This window comes from Nonomuraea sp. PA05, from assembly GCF_008086045.1.
In the GTDB taxonomy this organism is placed as follows: domain Bacteria; phylum Actinomycetota; class Actinomycetes; order Streptosporangiales; family Streptosporangiaceae; genus Nonomuraea; species Nonomuraea monospora.
This window is the reverse complement of record NZ_VSEY01000013.1, coordinates 221,139-240,617: the sequence shown is the minus strand read 5'-3', so window position 1 is coordinate 240,617 and position 19,479 is coordinate 221,139. Positions and strand designations below refer to the sequence as shown.

General features: G+C 68.8%; 16 protein-coding genes. 12 read left to right on the top strand and 4 right to left on the bottom strand.

Annotated features, from left to right (window positions below; all coding sequences use genetic code 11):
* Window positions 1-6 precede the first annotated feature (6 nt).
* A complete protein-coding gene (gene eccCa / locus FXF51_RS22035; protein WP_316247631.1) occupies window positions 7-3,930 on the bottom strand; it encodes a type VII secretion protein EccCa in 3,924 nt (1,307 codons plus the stop codon).
* 267 nt (window positions 3,931-4,197) lie between these two features.
* Between eccCa and eccD the strand changes: the two genes are divergently transcribed.
* From eccD to FXF51_RS21995, 8 genes are all read left to right on the top strand, one after another.
* On the top strand, window positions 4,198-5,562 hold the full coding sequence (gene eccD, locus FXF51_RS22030; RefSeq protein WP_262379723.1) for a type VII secretion integral membrane protein EccD: 1,365 nt from the start codon (window positions 4,198-4,200) through the stop codon (window positions 5,560-5,562).
* A 35-nt stretch (window positions 5,563-5,597) separates the two neighbouring features.
* Complete coding sequence (locus FXF51_RS22025; RefSeq protein WP_148436408.1) at window positions 5,598-6,041, top strand: YbaB/EbfC family nucleoid-associated protein; 444 nt, start codon at window positions 5,598-5,600, stop codon at window positions 6,039-6,041.
* Window positions 6,042-6,244: 203 nt separating this feature from the next.
* Window positions 6,245-6,583 carry a WXG100 family type VII secretion target gene (locus tag FXF51_RS22020; RefSeq protein WP_148436407.1) on the top strand — a complete coding sequence of 113 codons (339 nt, stop codon included), beginning with the start codon at window positions 6,245-6,247 and terminating at the stop codon, window positions 6,581-6,583.
* A gap of 15 nt (window positions 6,584-6,598) precedes the next feature.
* Window positions 6,599-6,904 (top strand): WXG100 family type VII secretion target, encoded by a 306-nt coding sequence (locus tag FXF51_RS22015; RefSeq protein WP_148436406.1) that lies wholly within the window; start codon window positions 6,599-6,601, stop codon window positions 6,902-6,904.
* Window positions 6,905-6,973: 69 nt separating this feature from the next.
* Window positions 6,974-7,351: a hypothetical protein gene (locus FXF51_RS22010; protein WP_148436405.1), complete on the top strand. Its 378-nt coding sequence runs from the start codon at window positions 6,974-6,976 to the stop codon at window positions 7,349-7,351.
* 2 nt (window positions 7,352-7,353) lie between these two features.
* Complete coding sequence (locus tag FXF51_RS22005; protein WP_148436404.1) at window positions 7,354-8,685, top strand: hypothetical protein; 1,332 nt, start codon at window positions 7,354-7,356, stop codon at window positions 8,683-8,685.
* Window positions 8,682-9,818: a hypothetical protein gene (locus tag FXF51_RS22000; protein WP_148436403.1), complete on the top strand. Its 1,137-nt coding sequence runs from the start codon at window positions 8,682-8,684 to the stop codon at window positions 9,816-9,818. Before FXF51_RS22005 ends, FXF51_RS22000 begins: the two co-directional genes overlap by 4 nt.
* Window positions 9,819-10,610, top strand: a complete 792-nt coding sequence (locus FXF51_RS21995; RefSeq protein ID WP_148436402.1) for a WXG100 family type VII secretion target — start codon at window positions 9,819-9,821, stop codon at window positions 10,608-10,610.
* A gap of 4 nt (window positions 10,611-10,614) precedes the next feature.
* Here the strand turns inward: FXF51_RS21995 and eccB are convergent, their stop codons facing one another.
* Complete coding sequence (gene eccB / locus FXF51_RS21990) at window positions 10,615-12,045, bottom strand: type VII secretion protein EccB (RefSeq protein WP_262379731.1); 1,431 nt, start codon at window positions 12,043-12,045, stop codon at window positions 10,615-10,617.
* A gap of 115 nt (window positions 12,046-12,160) precedes the next feature.
* Between eccB and FXF51_RS21985 the strand changes: the two genes are divergently transcribed.
* Genes FXF51_RS21985 through FXF51_RS21960 form a run of 4 tightly spaced genes read left to right on the top strand, consistent with a single transcriptional unit; the run spans window position 12,161 to window position 15,983 of the window.
* Window positions 12,161-12,544 carry a hypothetical protein gene (locus FXF51_RS21985; protein ID WP_148436400.1) on the top strand — a complete coding sequence of 128 codons (384 nt, stop codon included), beginning with the start codon at window positions 12,161-12,163 and terminating at the stop codon, window positions 12,542-12,544.
* Window position 12,545: 1 nt separating this feature from the next.
* Entirely contained in the window at window positions 12,546-13,838 is a 1,293-nt protein-coding gene (locus FXF51_RS21980; protein ID WP_148436399.1) for a WXG100 family type VII secretion target, read from the top strand.
* A gap of 25 nt (window positions 13,839-13,863) precedes the next feature.
* Window positions 13,864-15,300, top strand: coding sequence for a hypothetical protein (locus FXF51_RS60910; protein ID WP_187414502.1), 1,437 nt, complete (start codon window positions 13,864-13,866; stop codon window positions 15,298-15,300).
* Window positions 15,300-15,983, top strand: a complete 684-nt coding sequence (locus FXF51_RS21960; RefSeq protein ID WP_148436396.1) for a hypothetical protein — start codon at window positions 15,300-15,302, stop codon at window positions 15,981-15,983. The genes FXF51_RS60910 and FXF51_RS21960 overlap by 1 nt, the downstream gene beginning before the upstream one ends.
* Before the next feature lie 91 nt (window positions 15,984-16,074).
* On the opposite strand, the gene FXF51_RS21955 is transcribed toward FXF51_RS21960, so the two are convergent.
* Together FXF51_RS21955 and FXF51_RS21950 are read right to left on the bottom strand one after the other, a co-directional pair.
* The gene (locus FXF51_RS21955; protein WP_148436395.1) at window positions 16,075-18,153 is read right to left on the bottom strand and encodes a serine/threonine protein kinase; all 2,079 of its coding nucleotides are present in this window, start codon (window positions 18,151-18,153) and stop codon (window positions 16,075-16,077) included.
* Window positions 18,154-18,222: 69 nt separating this feature from the next.
* Entirely contained in the window at window positions 18,223-19,374 is a 1,152-nt protein-coding gene (locus FXF51_RS21950) for a S8 family serine peptidase (RefSeq protein WP_187414501.1), read from the bottom strand.
* Window positions 19,375-19,479 lie beyond the last annotated feature (105 nt).

Sequence of the window (19,479 nt, the reverse complement as noted above, 5' to 3'; positions counted from 1 at the left end):
CCGGATTTAGTCAGAGGCGTTTTCCGGCGTTTCCAAGAACGCCGTCTGAATCAGCCGGTCCCCGGATTTCCGGTCCACGTGGAAACCTCGTCCGGGCGGGAGGGGCTGTGGCCGGGTCTTGCCGAACAGCACGCCTTCCTCCCGGTTGCCCGACATGATCAGTGCCGGGCTCGCCATCTCCTTGAGCCGTTGCACCGCCTGGTCGTACAGCGCCCTTCCGGCGCCGCCCATCTGGCGGGCCACGATCAGGTGCAGGCCGATGTCGCGCGCCTGCGGCAGCAGCTCGGCCAGCGGTTGCAGGGGGTTGTTCGAGGTGGCCACCAGGTCGTAGTCGTCCACCACGACATAGAGATCGGAGCCCTGCCACCAGTTGCGCCGGCGAAGCTGGTCGGGGGTGAGGTCGGCGGGTGGAAGGCGCTTGAGCAGGGCTGTGCGCACCTCTTGCATCAGCTCGGCGGCCGCCACGCTGGCCACGGCATAGCCGATGCGGTGTTCGGTGGCCGCGGTGTCCAGGAGGGAGCGGCGGTAGTCGATCACCACCATTCTGGCTTCCTTGGGCGTCTTGCGCGCCACGACGCCTTCCATGATCAGCTTGAGCACGTTCGACTTGCCGCACCCTGTGTCGCCGAAGACGATGAAGTGCGGGTCGGCTTCGAAGTCGAGTGCGACGGGGGAGAGCGTCGCCTCGTCGATGCCGATCGCGATGCGGTCCTTGCCGGTCTGCTCAGGCCCCGGCATGCCGGCCGCGGGCAGCAGCGACGGCAGCAGCCGCACCGGGGGAGCGACGGGGCCCTGCCAGGCGGTCTTGACGCTGTCCACCAGCGCACGCATCCCGTCGGCGAGGTCAGGAGCGCTGCGCAGCCCGTCGATCCGGGGAAGAGCCGACAGGAAATGCATGCCGTCCTTGGTGAGCCCGCGCCCCGGAGCGCCTTCGGGCACCGCCACGGAGGCGTTGCGGCCGATGACCGACTCGTAGGCGTCGCCGAGTTTCAGCTCGATCCTGGTGCCGAACAGGTCGCGGATGCCCGGCCGGAACTCCGACCACTTGTTCGTGGTCGCCACGACGTGAATGCCGTAGCCGAGCCCGCGCACCGCGAGGTCGGTGATCTGCTGCTCCAGAGGCTCGTGGTCCTGCCGGATCGTCAGCCAGCCGTCCACGACCAGGAACACGTCCCCCCAGCCGTCGCCTTCGATGCCGCCGTCGGCCAGCTGTTTGCGGTAGGTGGCGATCGAGTCGATGTCGTGCTGCCCGAAGTCCCGTTCGCGCTGCTGGAGGATGGCCGAGACCTCGGCGACCGTACGGCGGACCTTCTCCGCGTTCTGCCGGTTGGCCACGCCACCGACGTGCGGGAGGTCCTCCAGCGCCGAAAGCGCGCCACCACCGAAGTCCAGACAGTAGAACTGCACCTCACGAGGGGTGTGCGTGAGCGCCATGCTGCTGATGAGGGTGCGCAGCACGGTGCTCTTGCCGCTCTGCGTGCCGCCGGCGACGCCGACGTGGCCGGCGGCGCCCGACAGGTTCAGCCAGTACGAGTCGCGGCGCTGATCGAAGGGTCTGTCGATGATGCCGATGACGGCGTGCAGTCGTCCCCTGCCGTTCCAATCGGGGGTGGACAGACCGAGCTCAGGGGTCACCGACAGGCGGGGGAGCAACTCGGCGAGGGTCGGCGGCTCGCCCAGCGGCGGCAGCCAGATGCGATGCGCGGCGGGGCCGCGTCCCCGCAGCCGGCCGACCACGATGTCGAGCAGGCTGGGCTGAGGTCCGTTCTCCTCGGCGTCCGCGGGGTCCTTCGCCGACGGCTTCTCGACGACGGGCAGCGTAACGTAGCGTGGCCCGTACTCGACGATCTCGCGGGTCGCGGGCTGCCCGTCCTCCGTCACCCGTCTGGTGTCGGCCTGGAAGGCGCCGGAGACGTAGGCCGCCTTGAACCGGGTCATGCCGCTGGTGTCGAACTTGAGATAGCCGTTGCCCGGCGCTGACGGCAGCTCGTAGGCGTCCGCCACGCCCAGGACGGCGCGGCTCTCCATGGCCGAGAACGTGCGCAGGCCGACCCGGTACGACAAGTGCGTGTCGAGCCCCCGCAGCCTGCTCTCGTCCAGGCGTTGAGAGGCCAGCAGCAGGTGCACGCCGAGCGAGCGGCCGAGCCTGCCGATCATCACGAACAGGTCGATGAATTCGGGCTTGTTGGACAGCAACTCGCTGAACTCGTCGAGTACGACGAACAGCGTGGGCAGCGGCTTCAGCTCCACGCCCTGCTCGCGGGCCCGTTCGTAGTCGCGCAGGGAGGCGTAGTTGCCGGCCGCGCGCAGCAGCTCCTGCCTGCGCACCATCTCGCCGTGCAGGGCGTCGTGCATGCGGTCGACCAGGGGCAGCTCGTCCTCCAGGTTGGTGATGACCGCCGAGACGTGCGGCAGGGAGTCCAGCCCGAGGAAGGTCGCACCGCCCTTGAAGTCGACCAGGACGAAGTTGAGTATCTCGGAGGAGTGGGTGACGGCCAGGCCGAGCACCAGCGTGCGCAGCAACTCCGACTTGCCGGAGCCGGTGGCCCCGATCAGCAGGCCGTGCGGGCCCATGCCGCCCTGCGCGGACTCCTTGATGTCGAGCTCGACCATGCGGCCGTCCGCGCTCAGCCCGATCGGCACGCGCAGTCTGTTACGACCCGCTCGTGGCCGCCAGGTGATCGCCGGATCCAGCCGGTGCGGGTCGCTGATGCCCAGCAGATCGGCGAGCGTGGTGTTGATCGAGAGCATGTCCTCGCCGTCGCCGCCGCTCACGGAGGACGCCCGGAGCGGGGCAAGCTGCCTGGTCAGGCCTTCCATCGACACCATGGAGAGCCCGTCCGGCGCGCCCAGCCGCGTCTTGCGTTCCTTGCCCGCGTGGTCGATCTTCACCATGTGCAGGCCGCCCGGCTGGATCTCCAGCCGCAGCGTGCTGTCCTCCTCCACCGCGCTCGTGGTGCCGGTGAGGTCGATGACGGTCACGCCCTGGATGGCGTCGCTGCCGAGCTGCGAGTCGTGCGGCATGTGCCCGCCGTCCACGATCACCACGTGGTACGGCAGCGCGGCGGCGGGTGAACCCGGCTGGAACCTGGGCCGCTCCCTGAGCTCGCTCCCGACGAGCCGGTCCAGGTCGCCGAGGTTCTCGGCCATCAGCCGCACGGGCCCCGCCGCGTCCATCGCGTCGGGGTGCTGGGCGTGCGGCAGCCACTTGGCCCACTCCCAGTGCGGCATGCGCTCGGGGGCGGCGCAGACCATGACGCGCATGTCGTCGGGGGAGTGGAAGACGACGATCTGACCGATCAGAGCCCGTACGAGGTCCCGTACGGCCGTGAGGTCGCCGCTGAGCCGGATGCGTGCGAAGGAGGAGAGCGCGACGGACACGGGCAGGTGGGACACCGTGGAATGGGCGCGCATGAACCTGCGCAACGCGCCGGACGCCAGCGCGTCCAGGTCCTCCACCGGCTTGGAGTCGGGCGGGACGAGCTGGACGGCGAGTTTCTGCACGCCGGTGCCCAGCCGTACCGTGCTGAAATCGTCGTCCCGTGGCCGGCGCTCCCACAGGCGCGGGCCCATGGCGATCCACCACAGCGACGCCGGCTCGGGGCCTCTCCACTCCAGGGCCTCGCGCTGCTGCCTGGCGGTACGCCTGGCGTTCTTGCGGACCTGCCCGAGGTAGCGGAAGTAGTCGCGGCGGGCGCCGTTGAGCCGGTATCTGCGTTCGCCGGCCTGGCGGCCCATCTGGCTGATGGTCATGCCGAGCATGGAGACGGCGAACAGGCCACTGGCCACGTACATGACCGGATTGCTGTTACCGCCCGAGGTGAACATCAATGCCATTGCCGCCGCCCCCGCCAGCATGGGCAGGTAGGCGAGAACCAGCATAAAACCTTGGCCTTGGACCTCGGGAATTTCCGGCGGAGACTCCAGCATGACTTCTCCGCGAGGTGGCTTGGGGCCGGGGCGGCGCTCCGGGCGCCGGACAACCACTTTGCTCACGCGACGTTCTTACCAGATATAACCCGCTATGTTCTTGTCGTCCATGATGATTGTGAGACGGAGTGGACCGTGGGATCAATGGTTCAAAATCCTCCGCCGGGGTCTATTTCTGCTGGAAAAGGGCCTGATTTGGCTATCCCGGCGCACTCAGGGCCAATTCAGCAAGGTGCTCTCGCGCAGCTGCCTCTGCCGCTGCCCATCGTGTGCCAGGTCACGATCGTGGGGCCCAGCCGCAGAGCGGACCTGACGCTGCCCGCCGACATCCCGCTGCCGCATGTGCTGCCTGGGCTTGTACGCATGCTCGGCGAGGTGGGCGGGGAGGCCGTGTCCTCGCCGGGATGGGTGTTGCAGCGGCTCGGCGGAGAGCCGCTCGACCTGGAACAGAGCCTCGGCGCGCTGGGAGTGCTCGATGCCGAAATCCTCTATCTGCGCCCGCGCGAGTCGCCGCTGCCACCGGCGATCTTCGATGACGTGGCCGACGTCGTCGCCACCGGGGTGCGTCAGGGGCCGGGGAACTGGACTGCGGCGCACACCAGGACGGCCGGTGCGGCCAGCGCCACGGCCCTGCTCGTCCTCGGCGCCGCCGGCCTGGCGCTCGCGGGCCTGCCCCCGCTGATCAGCACGATCGTCTTCGCGGTGTTCGCCCTGCTGCTGATCGCCACGGGAACCGTGCTGTCGCGCGCGCTGGGCGCGTCCACGTCCGGAGCGTTGATCGGGTACGCGGCATTGCCGTACGGCTTCCTGGCCGGGCTGTTCGCGCTGGCCGGCAGCGGAGATTGGGCGGGAATGGGAGCCCCGCATCTGCTCGCTGCGCTCGCCTGCACGGCGCTCACCTCGGCCTTGGCGGGGACGGCGATCGCGTACGGCACCTCCGGCTTCCTCGGCACGGCCATCGCCGCGTCGTGCGGCGCGAGCGGTGCCGCCGTGGTCATGGTGACAGGCACCACGCCGGCCGGGGTGGCGGCCGTCGCCATCGCCGTGCTGCTGGCGCTGAGCCCGCTGGTGCCGTCGATCGCCTTCCGGACCGCCCGGGTGCCGTTGCCGGCCCTGCCCACCACGGCCGAGGAACTGCGCGCCGACAACCAGCGGCTCGACGCGGCCGCGGTCCAGGAGCGCACCCTGATCGCGCAGCGCAACGCCACCGGGCTGGTCGTCGCGCTCGCGCTGTCCGCGCTGGTCGCCCAGGCGCTCCTGGTGTCGCACGACGGGCTGATCGCGTACATCATGTCCGTCACGCTGTCCGTGACGCTCATCCTGCGGGCTCGCGTCTTCTCCGGCCGCGGCCAGCGGATCTGGCTGATCGGTTGCGGTGTGGCAGGGCTGGCGATGGCGGCGTTCGCGCTCAGCGCCAAAGGCGGAGTCATCGGTGCGCTGGCTGTGGCGCTGACCCTGCTGTGGGCGGCCCTGCTGGCGCTGGGCATCGGGACGAGGCTGGCCACCGGCAAACCCTCGCCCTTCTGGGGGAGAGCCGTGGACATCCTGGAAGTGGTGCTGGTCGTCGAGCTCTTCCCGCTCGCGGCCGGCGTGCTGGAGATCTACAGCTGGATCCGTGGATTGTCGGGCTGACACGTTGCGGCCCATCAAGCAGAGGAGTGAGAGCCGTGCAGGGATTCGGCGACTTCGCCAACATCGACATCGACAAGCTGATCAAGAAGGCGGACGAGCACTTCGCGCGCATGGAGGAGTTCCAGAAGGTCATGGACTCCTACGTCGGGCGGGCGCAGGACGAGGACGGCCTGGTCGTCGTCGAGTACGGCCAGGAGGGGCTGCGTGAGCTCTACCTGCACCCCAAGGCTCCGCGCCTGCCCTCCGGCGACCTCGCCGACCTCATCAAGGCAGCGGTGCAGGAGGCCGCCGCCGACCTTCAGCGCCAGATCAACGAGGGCATGACCGCGGCCTTCGGCGAGGCGGACAACCCGATGCGGTACATCAACGACCCCGAGGCGGCCACGAAACAGTTGAAGGAAGCTGAGGCCGCATATAACCGGACATTCGATGACGTCATGGGTGAACTCGACCGCATTCGGCGGCGACTGGAGCTCTGAGTCTGGGCTCCGGGATTTCCGGTCTCCCGGGGCCACGCTTTTGGCGTAGCGCGCAGGGCTTTTGTAAATGAGCGCAGAGTTCGTTTTTGCGGCGAATTGCTGTGATCAATGAGTCTCGTGATGGCTAGCATGCGGATCGTTGTTCTTTTGCGGCGTGGTCCGTTTCCTGCGGGCTGCCGGCCGTCAGGTCTGTTGGAGGTGTAATGGCGCTGTATGGGGCGAGTCCGACGCAGCTGACCAATGCGGCGGGGTATTGCCAGAACACCGCGCAGTACATCGAGGGGATGCGTCTGCGCGTGCAGGAGATCAAGGGTGATCTGACCACGCAGGGCTGGCGGGGCCGCGCGTCCGAGGAGTTCGGCCGCGCGCTCGACAACTGGGACGCCGAGTTCAAGGCGGTGATCAGGATCCTGGAGGACATCCATGACCGGCTGAACATGGGCGCGGGCGTCTACCGCAACGCCGCGGATCAGAACATGGACCTGTCCGGGACGCTGACCAGGGAAGGCTACGGCCGGATCGACTCAGTGATCAACAGCTAGCCCACGGAGATCGCAATGACCGTTCCCGATGATCACACGTACGTCAAGTTCGGCAGCATGGAGCAGGCGTACGAGCAGCTCAAGAAGATCGTCACCGACCTGGACAGGGCTACCGACGATCTGTTCGCCGACATCAAGAAGGAGCTCGGTGCCAGCTGGGAGGGCGAGGCCGAGCAGTTCTTCAACTTCGCGAAGGACGAGTGGAACAAGCACGAGCAGGCGATGGGCCTGCAGTTGTTCGAGGCGGCCAAGGCCGTCAACATCGCCAAGGGCAACTACCAGGCCGCCGAGCAGCGCAACATCGCCATCTGGACGAACTGACCGTCATCGTCCGCGCCTTCGCTCTCGGTCACCGCGGTGGCCGGGAGCTCTCGTCCGCAGGGGTAAGTGATGGGTACGCCGGATACCGACCCGCCAGTCGATCCTCTCTTCATCGATCCGTACACGGCTGAGCTGATCAAAAGCGATGGAAGGGTGCACGAGCCCTCCACGATGCGAGCGGTCGCCGCGGAACTGGCGAAGAGCATCGAGGCTGTCGAGAAGGCCGGCGGCGATGGATCGGCCGTCGCCGACATCCACGTCGGCGCCACTCCGTTCGGGCAGTGGGCTGACGCCAAGACCTTCGGCGCGGCGGCGGGCGACGGCGCGGGACAGCAACTCGGACAGGTCTACGCGGAGTTCATCAAGGCATACAAGAGCGTGGTCGCGGCAGTCGAGGCGAGCGCGAGCAACCATGCCGAAGCGGACCTGCGAAGCGAGGGCGCCTGACCATGGCCGGCAGCGGCGCGGAGCGAAAAACCCTCACCATCTGGTCGGGCCCGCCCCCCACCGGTCAGACGGAGCCGCATCCGAAGGACACGATCCGGCAGCTTCTCGGGACGGCTCAGCACGAGCAGATCATGAAGGCCGCATCGGCGTACGACATGCTGGCCAACGCGCTCGTCACCGCCACCGTGGGAATCATGACCCACGCGGGCAAGATCCTCACCATCTGGAAGGGGCCGGATGCCGACAAGGCGCGCGTGGCACTGGAGCTGCTGTACGCGACCGGGCGCGAGCTGGCGCTGAAGTGCGCCGACACGGGTTGGTGCCTGCAGCGCTACGCCGAGTACACCGCCACGGCGATCGCCGAGGTCGACGGCATCCAGGTGGACAGGAACCACGAGCGGGTCCAGGCGCTCATCCGATTCAACGAGAAATTCAGCAGAGGGCTCAGCCTCGCCGGAGATGAGGTCACCCTCGTCGAGAACGCCATGGCGCAGGAGGCACTGAAGAGACTCAACGAGAAGATCCAGAACCTTCAGATCACCTCGCTGCCGTCCAGCGTCACCTATGAACTGCCGACGGTGACGAACCCGTCCGCGTCCAGCGCCTCGATCACGGTCGTCTACCAGAGCAGGAGCGGGACCGAGGCGTCTACGGCCGGCCACTCTTCCACCGGCCGCGACGGTGGGAACGCCGCACAGACCGGCGACGCGGACGGCCGGAGCGAGAATCCTGCGGATGGCGAGCGGGATGAAGAACGTCCGGCCGCGGACACCGGCTCTCCGCCCGCGAGCCGGCCGGAGGCGCAGCCGGCCCCCGGCGAGGATCGAAGTGGTGCTCAGGAGCAGCCGGACGGCGGAGGTGACCCCGCTGCCCAGGAACAGCCCGTCGGGCAGGACGCCGATCGGGATCGCGACCCTGAGGCGGACACGCGGGACGAGCCCACCGCACCGGTGATCGGTGCCGAGGACAGGACCGGCCTCGACGATGTCCCCGCCGACATCGATCCCACCCGGACCGAGGCCTCGGCGTACCACCCTCCCGCGGCCGTCGCGCCGGCCACGATCGGCGAGCTCCCGGTGAGCACGGCACCCCCCGCCGCCCCCTCGGTGATCGGCCCTTCGACCGGTTCGTACACACCCGCTGCGGCACTCGCGCCGATGCGGGGCGGAAGCGGGACAGGGGTGTCGAACATGCCGTACATGCCGATGATGCCGGCCGGTGGCGTGATGGGGAATGACGTCGGCGGCGACCTGGAACGCACGACGTTCGTGCCGGAGGACAAGTCATCCTGGAACGGCGGTAGCCATGACGTGACAGACGCGGTCATCGGATGAGCGACCAGCAGCCTGCCGGCAGCGGCCAGCAGCCCACCGGCACCGGCCAGCAGCCCACCGGCTCCGGCCAGCAGCCCACCGGCACCGGCCAGCAGCCGACCGGTGCCGGTCAGTGGCCGTACCTGACCTACGGCGGCATGCCGGTGGCGGCCGAGGACCCGGAGCCTCCTTCGTCGCATATCTCCTTCAGCGCAGACGGACTGGATCTCGCGAGCCAGCGGATCGACGCCCCCAAGGCGTCCATCGACTCGTTGCAGGCCAAGGCCGGTGACCTGGGCGTGCCGTTCCCCAGCTTCGGCGTGATCGGCTACAAGATCGCCACCATCCACGACAAGGCGATCGAGCGCCACTCCTCCGCCCTGGAAGAGGGCAAGAAGGCGCTGGAGAGCTGGAAGGCCGCGCTGAAGAAGGCCGCCGCGAACTACCGGGATGCCGACGACGAACGCGGTACCCCACCACCTGCACAGCAGGGCCCAGGGCCCAGCGTCGATGGCCCGTCGAGCCCAGAGATGCCAGAGACCCCGGAGATGCCGGAGACCCCGGAGATGCCGGAGACGCCGGAGATGCCGGAGGCAGATCCTTCCGACCCCAGCCTGCCCGACCCGAACCTTCCGGGCGCGGACCTGCCCGGCTCGAACGTTCCGAGCGCCGATCTGCCGGGCACCGATCCCTCCGGTTCCGGCCTGCCCGATGCCGGTACCCCGGACACAGACCTGCCGACGGCGAACGTCCCGGACATCGGCTCGCCCGGCCTCGACAACCCGAACACGAAGGTTCCCGACCTCGATTCCGTTCTCAACCCCCAGCAGGACAAGACCGGCCTTTCCTCGTACGACCCCAGGACGCAGCAGCTCAACGGCGTGCCGAATCCGGCTGACACGAGCACACGTCCAGGGACCACCTACGGCTCGCCGACCGGCAGCGGCGCGGGCGCAGGTCCGCGCCCACCAGGTACGGCCACGGCGGGCAGCATGGGCAGCGGCATGCCGATGATGCCCATGATGCCCATGTCGGGCGCCGGCAGCGGCACCGACGAGCGCGACCGCGAGGGAAGCTCGCTGCTGTCACAGGACGAAGCCATCTGGGACGGCGACGAGGACATCGCGCCCGAGATCATCGGCCAGGAGAGATAGATGAGTCACGAAAACGGAGAGGCGCTCTACTGGACGGCGTTCGGCATGGCGTCTTTCGCCGCAACGGTCCTGATCAGGCGACCGTGGGCGTTCTACATCGTCGCGATGATCGGTGTCATGATCTCCAGCCCGGGACGGATGTCGGATTCGGCGAAGAGCTGGCGGACCACTGAGAACGGCGGAACCGCTTCAGAGCTGGCCGATCTGCAGAAGATGCTCGAGGAACTGAAGGCCACACTCCAGGACAAGGAGAAGGCCACCTGGGAAGGCGCCGCGTTCGAACAGTTCCAGGTGGCGTACGACGCCTTCACCAAGTCGATCGAGTCGCTCAAGTCGACCCGCGACACCACGGGCGAGGCGGTCGACCAGAGCGCGAAGCTGTATCACGCCGGGGCGTATGCCTGCATGGGCATCGCGAGTTTCCTGATGGCGATCGGTGTGACCCTGGAGGTTCTTCGCCGTAACCTGCTCACCGCCGCGTTCGCCCAGAAACTGTCGGAGAAGCTCGGCAGGGCCGCGGCGAAGGCGGGGAAGAACCTGCTGGTCAAGCATGGTATGGCGCTGACGGTATTCGTGGGTCTGCTGTACATGGTCACCCAGCAGTCGGAGACCGCGGGGAAACTGTTCCCCACGCTGACGGCGATACCGACCGAGCTGGACGTGCTGAAGTCCGGTGGTGTGCCGGAGTTCGGCGATTCCGCCAGCCTGGTGTACGACGAGACGTCGGGCAAGCTCACCCCGGCTCGACCCGACCTCCAGAGTGGCGGCCTCGCCCTGCCTGGGCAGGGCTGATGGCTTACCGGCCGGTAAGACGACGGGCGGTCACCTCCGTGACGGGCATCCGTGCAGAGGCGGGGTCCAGCAGCGGGCCCTCCGGGATCAGCCGCAGCACGTGCGCGGGAACCGGTGCCACATGAGTGACGTCATAACCCAGCTTCTCCACGACCTCGGCGGACGCGAGCCGGAACCGCAGGCCCTGATCGGTGACGAGGGAGTACTCGTTGATCCCGCCCGCCTGTCCTTCTCCGGGAAGCCGACCGGCCAGCGCCGCACCGCCCGGGGGAAGCAGCACCTGGTCGACGTGACCGGGGCCGCCGCTGTTCGCCGGCTTGGGGAGGGGCATCGTGGCGCCGGTCGTCAGTCGCGCCCGCACAGAACCCTTGGCCGTGTCGGCGTACACGGCGCACAGGGGCGTGGCGGCCTCCGGCGTGCGGAAGCGCGGCATGATGGCCGGCAGCCCGCCTCCCAGGACACGATGCTCGGAGATCTTGGCGGCGTTGACCGTGGCCGCGTCGACGGCGATCTGGCGCACCTGCCCCTTGCCGTAGGCGGTCTTGCTGTCCGGGTCCTGCAGCAGGAGCGACGCCTGGGTCTGGCTGATCGGCGCCAGACCATCGGCGAGCAGGACGTACCAGCGATCCGGCGTGCCGGGAATGGAGGCGGCCGTGAAGATCTGCCCGACCCGCGCGGGGAAGCCGCCGGGGCCCGTCACCCGCGTGCCGCGCTGCGGAACCGCGGGCGCGGCGAAGTCCGGTCCGGCGGGAATGGCGTTCACCCAGGAGGCCGGCACCTTGCGCGGCGCCTGGTCGGTGAGCCGGCGCAGGTTCTTGACGAGCATGCGCTGGTTGTTCCACAGCACCCAGTTCTGCTGCCCGTCGTCGACGACCAGCGCGTCACCGCCCACGGGCGCTCCGCCGACGTCGATCCCGCCCAGCAGCGTGACGTACGACCGGCGGACCCCGGTCGCGTCGGTCTGCTCGACGACGCAGACCGTCCAGGGCGACTTGACCATCTCCTCCGGTCCGGGCAGCGAGTCCGGCGCGCCGGGGATGCCGATCTTCTGCCCTCTGCCCAGCCCGGCCAGGGACTTCGCCGACACCGTACGGACCTTGATCTCCTGGCTGTCCAGCAGGAGCCTGGCGGAGACGTAATTCGCGACAGGCTGCAGCTTTCCGTCACCCTGGTTGTAGATATAGGAGGCGCCGGTCTCCTCCTCGACAAGCAATTGGCCAGCCTCTTTGAGTTTGGTGGCCCCGCCGGGCTGGAGCATGCCCCAGATTCCGAACCCGGCGATTATCAGCACCATCAGAAGAATACCGGCGAACGTTCCCACATTGTATCGCCGCATAGGCGACTCGGGAAGGTCGGGCTCACCTTGCAGCAGCGCCAGACCCAGTCGCTGGGTCAGGAATTTATGAGCCTGATAAAGATCTTTACGGGTCTGCACGCCGACCAATGGTACGCACATTCTGCGGAGCATCGGTAGGGGTGAATGTCACCCTTTTGCCGAAGGAAACAAAGTCGAGCAGGCTGACGCGATCAGCCGCCTGCGGGAGGATATTGTGGCAGCAGCGGATGACGGGCCAGAACTGGAGCAGAACTGGCCCGGACTTGTCGCGGACAGAGACACCGTCCAGTACGACCCGGATAAATTCGACGCTGTGGCCGCCGCTCTTCGGGGGGCACTGAACGGGTTGTCCAGCGGTGGCGAAGGCTCCCTTTCGGATGTGCAATCTCACAGCTTCACAGTGAGCATGCTCGACGAGGCGATCGAGGACGTAGGCAAGTGGGATGGTGGCGTTCTCTTCGCCGACGCACTGAAGAAGAGTCACGAAACGCTGACCGCGATTTACAGCGAGCTCACCCCAGCGGCCGAAGCCGCAGTCAGGCTGATCGGCGCGAGCGCGGCGAGTTACAGGCAGGCCAACCAGGCGAACGAGAGATGAGATGGCTGAGAACCTGACGGACAAGATCGACCTTCGCCCGGCCGGAAAGGTGGAGTTCTCCGTCGAGGACGACGGCCGGAGCGTCGCAACGGTCACGCGTTTCTTCATGAAGATCGACCCGGCGACCTTCGAGCGCATGGCAGATTCCTACCTGGCCGCCGCGGTCAAACTCACCACGCTGAAGGACACCCTGATGTCGCAGGCGGTGGTGATGGCTCAGGTCTGGGAAGGGACCTCGTCCGTCGAATCGCAGCAGTCCCTGCGCACCCTGCACGCCACCGCCCGCGAGCTGGCGGAGAAGTTCCGGGCAGTGGGCCAGCAGCTACAGGCGCTCGGCAAGCGGTTACGGCAGCACCAGGACTTCGTCCAGGACAAGAGCGGGTCGTGGAGCACGAACAACTACGCGACCTGGGACGACAGCATCCCCGGCTACTACCGGACGATGAACGGGGGGTGGGACTGGGGCTCCCGGGACGAGCTCGCCGGCCAGCATCTGCGACTGCTCAACAATGACCTGCTCGGAATCTACGAGCAGCTCCCCGCCACTGTGCGCAAGGCCATTCCCGCCCTCAACCCTGACGCGCTTCCCGGCCCGGAGCTCACCTTCGACCCGGAGCAAGACGACTACCATATCGACCCGAACCTATTCAAACCACCCGGCGGCGACCTTCAGGGCCCCGGCCTGGACGGCACCGGCACGCCCCCGTCCGTCGAATCAGACCTGCCCAACCTGCCGGACGGCACCTCTCCGGACCTGGCCTACCCCGATGGTGACGCGGACTCAAGCGGCGCGGGAACGGACGGCGAAGTCCCCGGCAGCACCAATCCCACCGGCGGCATGCCAGGTGACGGCAACCTGAACGACGGCAACCCCAGCACTCCTGGCATGGGTACCACGAAGTCCGGTATCCCTGACCAGGATCTCACCACCAACGCGGGGATACCGGACACCAGCGGCGTGCAACCGTCAGCCGGCGGCACCATGCTCGAAGACTTCCAGCGTCCGGCCGGCTGGGACCCGGGCAACCACGCCTCCACACCGAACGGCAGCCACCCTTACGCCGCCCCCACCGGCCCCGGTACAGGTGGCAATCTCATGACCGGCTCAGGAACAGGACCGCTCAACGCCAGGCCCGCCTCCGCGGTCAGCGGCGGCATGCCGTTCATGCCGATGGCGGGGGCAGGGACGGCGGCCGGGGAAACCGAGGAAAGAGAGAAGAACACCTGGCTTCTCGAGGATGACGACGTCTGGGGCGGCGACACAGACGACGCCGTCTCTGAGCGAATCGGCTAGTGGAAAGAAATTTCGGGAGGCGTGGATGGCCGAGTTCGGAAGTATCGACAGCCTTCTCAACTGGGCCACGGCCGAGGACCGGCAGTCACTCGCGGCCAGTGAGGTGACCATGGTCACCGCCTCCACCGCGCCGGGCTCGACGAGCCTTGATGTCTCCTGGAATCACCCTGGCCCGGCCGACGCCACCAGCGGCGACGGCCCCGGGCAGGTGAGCGGCTCTCCAGGAGAGCCCGGGTTCGTAGAGCCGGAGGCGGCGGCCGGAGACCCGGCGTGGGAGCCGGGGGCGGCGGCCGGAGATCCGGCGTGGGAGCCGGGGGCGGCGGCCGGAGACCCGGCATGGGAGCCGGGCGCCGCGACCGGTGATCCGGCAGGGGAACCGTCCGGCGCCGAGGCCGAAGCACGGGACGAGACCGTCTATCCCGGCTCGCGCGAGGGGCGGCCGGACGGCGGGCGGCCGGACGGCGGCGATGCCGACTCGCCTGGGGCCTTCCCGGCCGAGCCTTCCACCACGAGCCCCGGCGCCTCCCGTCCCGAAGCCGCCGGTCCCGACGCGCCTGCCCCGCCGGACCCCGTACCCACCTCAACTACAGCGACGCAGGCCGCGGAGACGCCGGCCACGACCGCGACGCAGACCACGGAAGCACCGGCCACGACCGCGACGCAGGCCGCGGAGACGCCGGCCACGACAGCGCCCTCGTCCACGTCCACGACGGCACAGGACCTGGCAGAAACTCCTCCTCCACCCACCAGCCTTGCGGAACCGGTTGCCGCAACCCCCGCCCCGACGGTGAGCGCCCCCACCGCCACCCCGCCGACAACCGAAGCCGGCAGCGGCACTGCACCCGAGGGCGGTGAAAGCTCAGGAGACGACGCGAAGACATCGGATGGCGGAGGCAGCGGCGGTGGCGGTGTCGGTGGCGTCCCGAGCACCGGAATCCCGACCACCGGAACCCCCAGCACCGGAACTCCGAGCACCGGAACCCCCAGCACCGGAACTCCGAGCACCGGAACCCCCAGCACCGGAACCCCGAGCACCGGAACCCCCAGCACGGGAACCCCGAACACCGACGCGAGCAAGGCCACACCCGAACCGGAGCCCCCCAAGGACCGAGCAACCGTTCTACGCGACGGAGGCGTCTACGGCGACTGGCGTGAGGCATCTCCCGACACCATGCAGAAACTGGGCAGCGACCTCGCTCCCTCCCCCGAGGGCGGCTCCTCCTCACCGGGAGACCAGTTCGCCAAGGCGGAGAACGCGATTAGACACGCCACGCCCGGCTTTCCAGGCTTCGGTCTCGTCGGAACGGTGGCCTTCGAGGGCGCCTACGACTCGGCGCGCAACAACGCCGCCGACTACCTCAAACATGCCAAGAACCAACTGAGCCGCTGGCAGCAGCAACTGGCCGAAGGCGCCAAGGTCATCAAGGACGCCGAAGCCAGCAGCACACCGAAGGAACTGTAGTGAATGATCACTACCAAGACGGGTCGGCCCTCTATGTGCTGGGAGTATCCGGCTGCGCCGCGGCCGCCCGCACGACGACCAATCCCGTGTTCGCCGTCATCTGCGACATGTGTGCCGCGATCATCGGCACGATGCTGTCCGACCCGGAGGAGATCCGTGACAAGGCGCGCGACGTGCGGGCCGTGACTCACGACGTCGATCAGGCGAAGTCGAGCGTGACAACCCTCCTGGCCGAGACCAGATACTGGGAGCAGATGGGCCGGCCGCAGATGGCGGACGAGTCCGCGCGGTTCACCGGCGAGGTGGCGAAAACCGGCGACGTCTACAGGGAGCTGGCCGGCACCCTCGATCAGCTGGCGAAGATGTCCGCCACGGCCGCGCTGACATCCGCCTCGCTGGGCGGTCTGCTGCTCGTCCTCGCTTTCGCCTTTCGGTCTGCCCCCGTTGACCCCTTCGCCAACAGCGTGACGACCGCGGCGGCCTCTCAGGTTCAGCGGAAGGCGATGGGCGTGCTCCTCAAGATGCTCACGGTCTACGGCTCGGCCGCTGCCCTGGCCTTGCTCGCCGGCGCGCTGCTCCGCCAGTTCGTGGACCCCGGCATGACGGATGCGGTCACCGTCACGGACGCTCCTGCGTTTGAGCAGGTCATCATCGGGGAGCTGCCCGTGCCGGAGCAAGCCTAGCGAGCACCTCCCGCGGTCCAGGCGGGGGGCGCTGCGGCTCGGCGGATCAGCGTTCGGCCTGGCTGAGCCAGGCCGAACGCCGCGCGCTGGATCAGCCGCAGTTCGCCCAGCCCGCGCTGGTGCTCCCCGCACCCACGCTGCCGGAGAACTTCACGCACTTGCCCGGAGCGGCCAGCTTCACCGGCCCGGCGTAGTACTTGTAGTCGCCGCGGTCAGTCGCGCTCTCTCCGCCCTGGACATCGAGTGTCGCGCTGACAGGGCTTGCCGTGCCCACCCCCGCGTACTTCATCGTCACCACGCAGTTCTGCTTGGTGCCGGTGTTGTAGAGCTGGAAGGTCTCACCGCCGTTGAAGGGTTGTGAACGCTGCACGTAGAACCCCGCCCCGCACACCTGAGCCGCCGAGTAGGGGTTCTTCGGCTCCGGCTGTGCGGGCGGCGGCGCCGCGCTCTTGGTGGGCTCGGGAGCGGGCGCCTGTGTCGTGGGCGGCGCCGGCGCCTGCGTGCTCTTCGCGGGAGACGGCTTGGCGGGTGACGGGGTCGCAGGCGGGGCTTCGGTGCTCTTCGTGGGAGACGCCTTGGGCTCCTCGGACTGTTCCGGCGTCGGGGTCACCTTGTCGGTCGGCTTCGCCGTGACGGTCTTGGTCGCCGGCGGGCTCTTCGGCGCGGTGGTCGTCGGCTGCGCGGTGGTCGGTTGTGGTGTGGTGGTCGGTTGTGGTGTGGTGGTCGGTTGTGGTGTGGTGGTCGGTTGGGCGGTGCTCGCCGGTTGGGCGGTGGGAACAGGCTGCGTCGGCAGGGGAGAGGGCGTCGGCACCGTGCTGTAGACCGGCGCGCTGGAGCTGCTCGACGGCTCTTCGGTGGGCAGGACGAGCGGTCCCACGCCGTACGGATCCTCGCTGGAGGTCGCCCAGGGCACGGTCACCTCCTCCTGCGGCACGTCACTGTCCGGCCCGCCCGGCTGCGGAGCCGTGCCGTCACCGGGATCGGCCACCGCGCTCTTCGCCGCGTCCGCCGGCTTGCCGGCGTCGCTGGTGGCCTTGCCGCCCGCGGCCACGCCGAACGAGTCGATCCGCTGGGCGTCCGTATAGTGGCTCGCGCCCCAGAGGCCCACGCCCGACAGCACCATGAGCGCCGCCACGGACGCCGCCAGGGCGACGGGGAACTTGCGTCGCGGGCCGGGTTCGTCCACGACCGACCCCCGCCACATTCTGGGCCGCTGCGGCGGCTCCTGCGTCGGTGGCGGCCCCCACGCTTGGGGAGGCGTCGGCGGGGGAGGGGGCGGCGGTTGCAGCGGCACGCCTTCGAGCAGCGGATTCCCGCTTCCCTGCGGCGGATTCCCGCTTCCTGGCGGCAGAGACAGCGGCCCGTTCAGCGGAAGCTGAACCGGCTCCTGCGCCGCTGACAGTTTCGCCGTGGCCCCCGCGTCGGCCTCCTGGCCGCCGAGCAGGCGCAACATCGCCTTGTACGTGGTCGGCCGCTGGCCGGCGTCCTTGGACAATGCTGCGAGAACGACTCCTCGCAGCGGCTCGGCCAGCGCCCCCACCGTGGGCACCCCGGTCAGCACCGCGTCGGCCTCGTGGTCGAACGGCGCCTTTCCGGTGGCCGCGAAGACCACCGTGGCCGCCCACGCGAACAAGTCCGTCGAAGACCCGTACGGCTCACCCTTCACCTGCTCGGGAGAGCGATAGCCGATCTCGCCGGCGGCGTCGCCGAGGTCCAAGTCGGTCACCCGGGGGCCGTCGGCGCCCAGGATCACATTGTCCGGGGTCAGACCCCGGTGCGTGATGCCCGCCAGGTGGGTGGCGGTCAGCGCGGTCAGCACCGCGACCGCCACCCGTTCCACGGCGCCGGCGTCGAGCGGCCCGTCGGCCGCCACCGTCTCGGCGAGGCTGCGCCCTTCCACATGCTCCCGTACGACGTAGGGGTGGCCGTCGTGGAGGCCGGCGTCCACGGTCCTTGCGACATATGAGCTGGAAACACGCCGGGTCGCGGCAAGGCGGGCGACACCTTCCGCGTCCTGCTCCGGCATTCCGGTCAACAATTTGATCACCCGGACGGGCGCGTCGTCCGACTTCTGTCCGAGGAAGGCCGCCCCGCGCGGTCCGCCTGGAAGTCGTTCCGACAGGACGTAGTCGCCCAGCCTCTTGGGGTCACCCGGCTGTAACGGGTGCATATCGTGATCCTTTCGCTTCTGAGCGTGGAGAGAAACATGCAAGGAGGACGGCTGGCTCGCCGTACGAAGCTAGGCCGGGGGATCGACGCGCCAGCCCCGGCTTCTGCCGAGCGGCAGCACCAGCCCGAGCCCGCCGATCACGGCCGCGAGGATCAGCGCTCCCGCGAAGACCGCCAGCGCGAGGTCCCTGGTCACGACATCTTCCTGCGGCAGCTTGGCGATCGCGTCCGCCGGGATCGGCGCGGGCGGAGGCGCGGCCACCACCGGCCGGCCCGCGGGCTCGAAGGGCAGCACGGCGCTGACCGCCAGGACCGGGTTGACCATGCCCGCCCCTGTGCCCTGGCCGACGGAGCCGTCGGCCGTGGCGATGATGCGCCGCCGCACCTGCTCCTGGTCGAGATGCTGGAACCGGGCGCGCACCAGCACGGCGGTCCCGGACACATAGGCGGCGGCGAAGCTGGATCCCTCAAGATCCAGCCTGTACGCGCCGCGCGGCCAGGGAGCGGTGATGCCGACACCCGGCCCGAGAACGCCGACAGGCGTCGCCGTGCTGGAGGAGTCGGCACGCCGTCCGTCAGGAGTGGCCGAACCGACGGCCAGCACCCCCTCGTAGGAGCCCGGGTACGCGGGCACATCCTTGTTCTTCTCCGTGATGTTGCCGGCGGCGGCGACGACCACGCAATCACTGGCCAGGGCGTTGTGCACCGCCGCCCTGAGCACGGGGTTGTCGGCCGCCTTGATCGAGACGTTGATGACGTCGGCTTTCAGCTGCACCGCCTTGTCGATGGCCGTGGCCAGATTGGCGACATGGCCCTCGGACTGGTTGCTCTGCTTGAGCTCGATGACGGTCGCCTGCGGGGCCACGCCGTGGAAGGAGACGCCCGGATAGGCGCGGCCGGCGATGATCCCGGTGACGGCGGTGCCATGACCGACGCAGTCGGTGTAGCCGGTGCCGGTGATGTCGATGAAGGTAGAGAATCCGCGTAGTTGCGGGTGCTTGGTGTCGAGGCCGCTGTCGATGACGGCGATCCGCACGCCGGCGCCGGTGCTCAGCTGCCAGGCGCTCTTGATGTCGAGCCTTCTCTGAGCCCAGGGCTCGTCCGCGGGCAACGTCACCACGCCCGCTTCGGGATCGCATTCCGCCATCGCCGGCCCAGCGCCCCAGGGAACAGCGACGAGACCGAGAACCAGCGCGGTCGCCGGAAGCACTCGATCGATCATGGCGGAGCACCCCATCTTGTCCGGAAGGATCGCATGCGAGATCCTCCACCGCCTGGCTCCCCGACATCATGGCCGCACCGCGGCCGGGGCCAGTTCCATTCGCGG

Coding starts and splice junctions, on each gene's coding strand:
- FXF51_RS21950 (WP_187414501.1), bottom strand. CDS start 19,374: ATGATCGATCGAGTGCTTCCGGCGACCGCGCTGGTTCTCGGTCTCGTC.
- FXF51_RS60910 (WP_187414502.1), top strand. CDS start 13,864: ATGGCCGAGTTCGGAAGTATCGACAGCCTTCTCAACTGGGCCACGGCC.
- FXF51_RS22010 (WP_148436405.1), top strand. CDS start 6,974: ATGGGTACGCCGGATACCGACCCGCCAGTCGATCCTCTCTTCATCGAT.
- FXF51_RS22020 (WP_148436407.1), top strand. CDS start 6,245: ATGGCGCTGTATGGGGCGAGTCCGACGCAGCTGACCAATGCGGCGGGG.
- FXF51_RS22005 (WP_148436404.1), top strand. CDS start 7,354: ATGGCCGGCAGCGGCGCGGAGCGAAAAACCCTCACCATCTGGTCGGGC.
- FXF51_RS21955 (WP_148436395.1), bottom strand. CDS start 18,153: ATGCACCCGTTACAGCCGGGTGACCCCAAGAGGCTGGGCGACTACGTC.
- FXF51_RS22000 (WP_148436403.1), top strand. CDS start 8,682: ATGAGCGACCAGCAGCCTGCCGGCAGCGGCCAGCAGCCCACCGGCACC.
- FXF51_RS21995 (WP_148436402.1), top strand. CDS start 9,819: ATGAGTCACGAAAACGGAGAGGCGCTCTACTGGACGGCGTTCGGCATG.
- eccCa (WP_316247631.1), bottom strand. CDS start 3,930: ATGCTGGAGTCTCCGCCGGAAATTCCCGAGGTCCAAGGCCAAGGTTTT.
- FXF51_RS21980 (WP_148436399.1), top strand. CDS start 12,546: ATGGCTGAGAACCTGACGGACAAGATCGACCTTCGCCCGGCCGGAAAG.
- FXF51_RS22015 (WP_148436406.1), top strand. CDS start 6,599: ATGACCGTTCCCGATGATCACACGTACGTCAAGTTCGGCAGCATGGAG.